This is a genomic window from Acidovorax sp. (assembly GCF_022763525.1).
Classification (GTDB): Bacteria; Pseudomonadota; Gammaproteobacteria; order Burkholderiales; family Burkholderiaceae_C; genus Acidovorax.
Genome location: NZ_JALEGG010000273.1, coordinates 1 through 4,213 on the forward strand (window position 1 = coordinate 1; position 4,213 = coordinate 4,213).

The window sequence follows — 4,213 nt, forward strand, 5'->3', positions numbered from 1 at the left end:
GATGTCGACGGAGTAGCCGTGCACCTGGCCGGTGGCGGGATCTTTGAAGGAGAACGGGTGGGATTTCTCGCGGTGCCCGAGCCGGAACTCGCCGGTCTTGGCCACCTGCGACAAGGTGTCTTGGGACCAGGCGCTGAGGTGGGCAAAGGACAGTGGAAGGGTCAATACCAGGGTGCGCAGAAGGCGTGACGAATGCATGAAGACGCAAGTGAAGTGGCGGGGCTGTGCAATGCCTGGCTGAGACCGGGTACGGCGGCGATCTGCACGCCGCGCATTGTGCAGTGGCATCGGCTGTGATGTCGCATTTGTGACATCCCTGTCAGCATTCCACAACATTCACCGCAAGCCCTCCGCGGGAGGTTTCCTTGTACTTCACCTTCATGTCCGCGCCGGTTTGCATCATGGTCTTGATGACCTTGTCGAGCGAAACCACATGCTGTCCGTCGCCGCGCAGCGCCATGCGGGCGGCGTTGATGGCCTTGATGGCGCCCATCGCGTTGCGTTCGATGCAGGGGATCTGCACCAGCCCGCCCACGGGGTCGCATGTCATGCCCAGGTTGTGCTCCATGCCGATCTCGGCGGCGTTCTCGATCTGCTCGGGCGTGCCGCCCATGACGGCTGCGAGCGCGCCGGCCGCCATGGAGCAAGCCACGCCCACTTCGCCCTGGCAGCCGACCTCGGCGCCGGAGAGCGAGGCGTTTTCCTTGTAGATGATGCCGATGGCGCCAGCGGTGAGCAAAAAGGTGGCAATGCCGTCCTCGTCGGCCTTGCAGTTGCCTTGCAGGAAGTTCACGTAGTAGTGCAGCACGGCCGGAATCACCCCAGCGGCACCGTTGGTGGGAGCAGTCACCACGCGGCCGCCGGCGGCGTTCTCCTCGTTGACCGCCATGGCGTAGAGGTTGACCCAGTCCAGCATGGAAAGCGGGTCGCGCAATGCGGCTTCGGGGGCACTGCTGAGCTTGTGGTGCAGCTCGGCCGCGCGGCGGCGCACCTGCATGGGGCCGGGCAGATGGCCCGTGCTGGCACAGCCGCGCCGCACGGCGCCCGCCATGGTGTGCCAGATGGCCATGAGCTGGCGCTGCACCTCGGCGGCGCTGCGCCAGTGCTCTTCATTGGCGGCCATCACCTGCGCTGGCGTGAGGCCGGTGGCGCGGCACTGGGCCAGCAGTTCGGCGCCGGTGTGAAAGGGGTGGGGCAGGCCTTGCTGGTGGCCGGCGCTGCCGGGCTGGGCGGTGGCAGCCTGGTTGAGCACCCGTTCACCGGAGGCATCAATGACGAAGCCTCCGCCCACCGAGTAGAACTCGCGCTGCGCGATTTCCGTGCCCTCGGCGTCGTAGGCGTGGAAGCACAAGCCGTTGGGATGCAAAGGCAGGCTCTTGCGGCGAAAGAGCAGGTGCTCCTTTTCCGTGAACGGCACGGTGCGCTCGCCCAGCAGGGCCAGCGTTTTGCCGGCCCGGATCGCGGCAATGGCGGGCTCGATCTGGTCGGGGTCGATCTTGTCCGGCTCGTGCCCTGCCAGGCCCAGCAGCACGGCCTTGTCCGTACCGTGGCCGACGCCAGTGGCGGAGAGTGATCCGAACAGCTCCACCGTGACGCCGTGCACTGCGGCAAGTCCGGGCCCTGCCTGCAGCTGGCAGGCGAACTGCCGCGCCGCGATCATGGGGCCGACGGTGTGGGAGCTGGACGGGCCGATACCGATCTTGAAGAGGTCGAAAACGCTGACAGACATGGTGAAGTGGGTGCGGAGCAGGTATCCGGGTAGGTCCGTTGCAGGGTGGATGACGTGCCGTGCGTTGCCGTGTGGGGCATGGAATGCAGCGATAGCGCGGGTGGCGCCATCGCTGGCAGGTCTTTCGTGACGGCAGCATCCTTCATACCGCTGGCGCTCTTGGTGCCGGGGTGGCGCGAGGCTAACTGCACCCGCCTGGGCTGGCACATGCGCAAACCCTGAGGCGCCCGGGAGGGGGGGGCGAGCCCGGCGGCGGCTCACATCTGTCGAAAATCAAAATTAATAGCAACAAAACCGCTCAGGACAAGCGGAGGAGCTTATCGGGGCTTGGTCTTTGCGTTGCAGAGACTCCAAAAAATGGCCGCGCTTGCCCCCCATGAATGTTTCTTACAGTCGGCGCGCTGCGATGCCACCGGGACGGAGGTGTGCGCTGGCGGGACGGCATCGGGAGTGCAGCGGGGGGCCGCGTCAGCGGGCTCCACCGAAGAGCGCAGAGAAGTCGACTTGCGCGGCGGCGTCAATGGTGCTGTGCAGGCGCGGGACATAATGAGTAAATCTAACCAGTCGGGCGGCGTGTTGCTGTGCATGGACCGCATGGTAGGAAGCGCCAAACCGGCTGACTATCGACAATATTTTCGCGAATCATGAGTTTTATTCATGGCGGTAAGGGCGTTCTGACCACCGTGCCAGCGGCGGGCGGTGCATCGCGTCGGCTCCCCCCGCTGAACATGTTGAGGGCCTTCGAGGCCGCAGGGAGGCTGCTCAGCGTGACCCATGCCGCGCGCGAGCTGAGCGTGACCCAGAGCGCTGTGAGCCACCAGATCAAGGCGCTGGAGGAGTGGCTGGGGGTGGCCCTGGTGGCGCGCAACGGACGTCACTTGGTATTGACGCCTCCCGGCGCCGCGCTGCTGCCCGGCATCACTGGTGCGCTGGACATGGTGGCGCAGTCCGTCGCGGGCATCGAGCGGCTCAGCCATCGCCAGACACTGGTGGTCAATGCCCCGGCCACGCTTGCCTCTCAGTGGCTGATTCCTCGCCTGTCGGGTTTCTGTGCGCAGTGGCCGGGACTGGATGTGCAATTGGTCACTACCACGGCCCGTCCGGATTTCGAACCCGCGCAATACGACGTATCGATCCGCTGCTTAACCGACACGGACTGGAAGGCGCTGCAGGAGCGTGCAGGGTGGCGCGATGCCAGCATGGGCGCGTTTCTGCGCGATCACTTCACGCCGGTGTGCAGCCCCGCGCTGCTGCGCGGTGGCAAGGCCCTGAAATCGCCCCAGGGACTCGCGCGCTTCACGCTGCTGCACACCCGCTCCACACCGCTGGGCTGGCAGCAGTGGCTGGAGGAGGCGGGCGTGCCCGGCCTGCAACCGGCGGGCGACCTCGTGTTCGACCATGCCCACCTCAGTGCCCAGGCCGCCATCCAGGGGCTGGGGGTTTCGCTGGGCAATCCGCATCTTCTCGAGGAGGCGATTGCCAGCGGACTGCTGGTGTTGCTGTTTCCCGACTTGCTGACGGGCGAGAAGAGCTATTGCTGGGTGCGGCCCGCACGCGCGGCGCAAGACCCGGCATCCGTGGCGTTCTGCGACTGGCTCGCGGCCGCGTAACTGAACTGCGCCACGTCACATCGCGACGGCGCGCACCAGCATCACGCCCCAATCCCAGGCGTGCAGGCGAGGGCGCGTGTGCAGGCTGGCGCCTTGCAGCGCGTCCACCTTGTCCAGGATGCGCAGGCCCCCCTGCACCACCAGTCGCAGCTCCCAGCCCGCCCGGCCCGGCAGGCGGTGCACCAGCGAAGTTCCGCTTTCCATGGTGGCGCGCGCCCATCGCGCGCAGTCGGCGATGAGGCGGGTGCTCTCGGGCGAGCTCCGCAGCGCCATCCACTGCGCCCGGCCAATGCCGTGCGCCGCGCAGTCGGCGTCGGGCAGGTAGTACCGCCCCCGCGGAATGTCCACCGAGAGGTCCTGCCAGAAGTTGATGAGCTGCAGCGCAGTGCAGATGGCGTCGCTTTGCGCCAGGGCCTCTGCATCGTCCACGCCATACAGGTGCAGCAACAGCCGACCCACGGGATTGGCCGAGCGGCGGCAGTAATCCAGCAACTCGGTGCGGTCGGCGTAGCCCGCGCCGCTGCGTGTCTTCTCCACATCCTGGGCGAACGCGCTGAGCAAGTCATCCAGCAAGGGCACCGGCAAGTGGTGGCTGCGCAGCACGGCGCGCAGCGGCAGGAACACGTCCGCAGCCCACCGGGCGGAGGGCTCCTCGCCGCGCGCAATGGCCATCAGGTCCGCGCGGTAGGCGGCCAGGTCGGCCAAACGGGCATCGGGGGGAGCATCGCCTTCGTCCGCCAGGTCGTCGGCGGTGCGGGCAAAGGCGTAGATGGCGGCAATCGGCTGGCGCAAGTGCGGCGGGCACAGCACGGACGCGACCGGGAAGTTCTCGTAGTGGGTGACAGGCGGGGCGACGGCGGAGGCGGGGGATGAC

At 67.1% G+C, this 4,213-nt stretch carries 3 protein-coding genes and 1 pseudogene; 1 reads left to right on the forward strand and 3 read right to left on the reverse strand.

Going from position 1 to position 4,213, the window contains the following annotated elements:
• Positions 1–198: pseudogene (locus MRY84_RS21010) on the reverse strand (amino acid ABC transporter substrate-binding protein); the annotation flags it as partial.
• 121 nt (positions 199–319) lie between these two features.
• On the reverse strand, positions 320–1,729 hold the full coding sequence (locus MRY84_RS21015) for an L-serine ammonia-lyase (protein ID WP_291507626.1): 1,410 nt from the start codon (positions 1,727–1,729) through the stop codon (positions 320–322).
• 728 nt (positions 1,730–2,457) lie between these two features.
• Between MRY84_RS21015 and MRY84_RS21020 the strand changes: the two genes are divergently transcribed.
• Positions 2,458–3,339 (forward strand): LysR substrate-binding domain-containing protein, encoded by an 882-nt coding sequence (locus MRY84_RS21020; RefSeq protein ID WP_291507627.1) that lies wholly within the window; start codon positions 2,458–2,460, stop codon positions 3,337–3,339.
• Positions 3,340–3,354: 15 nt separating this feature from the next.
• Here MRY84_RS21020 and hpnC read toward each other — a convergent pair.
• On the reverse strand, positions 3,355–4,213 hold an 859-nt coding region (gene hpnC, locus MRY84_RS21025; protein WP_291507628.1), incomplete at its 5' end, for a squalene synthase HpnC.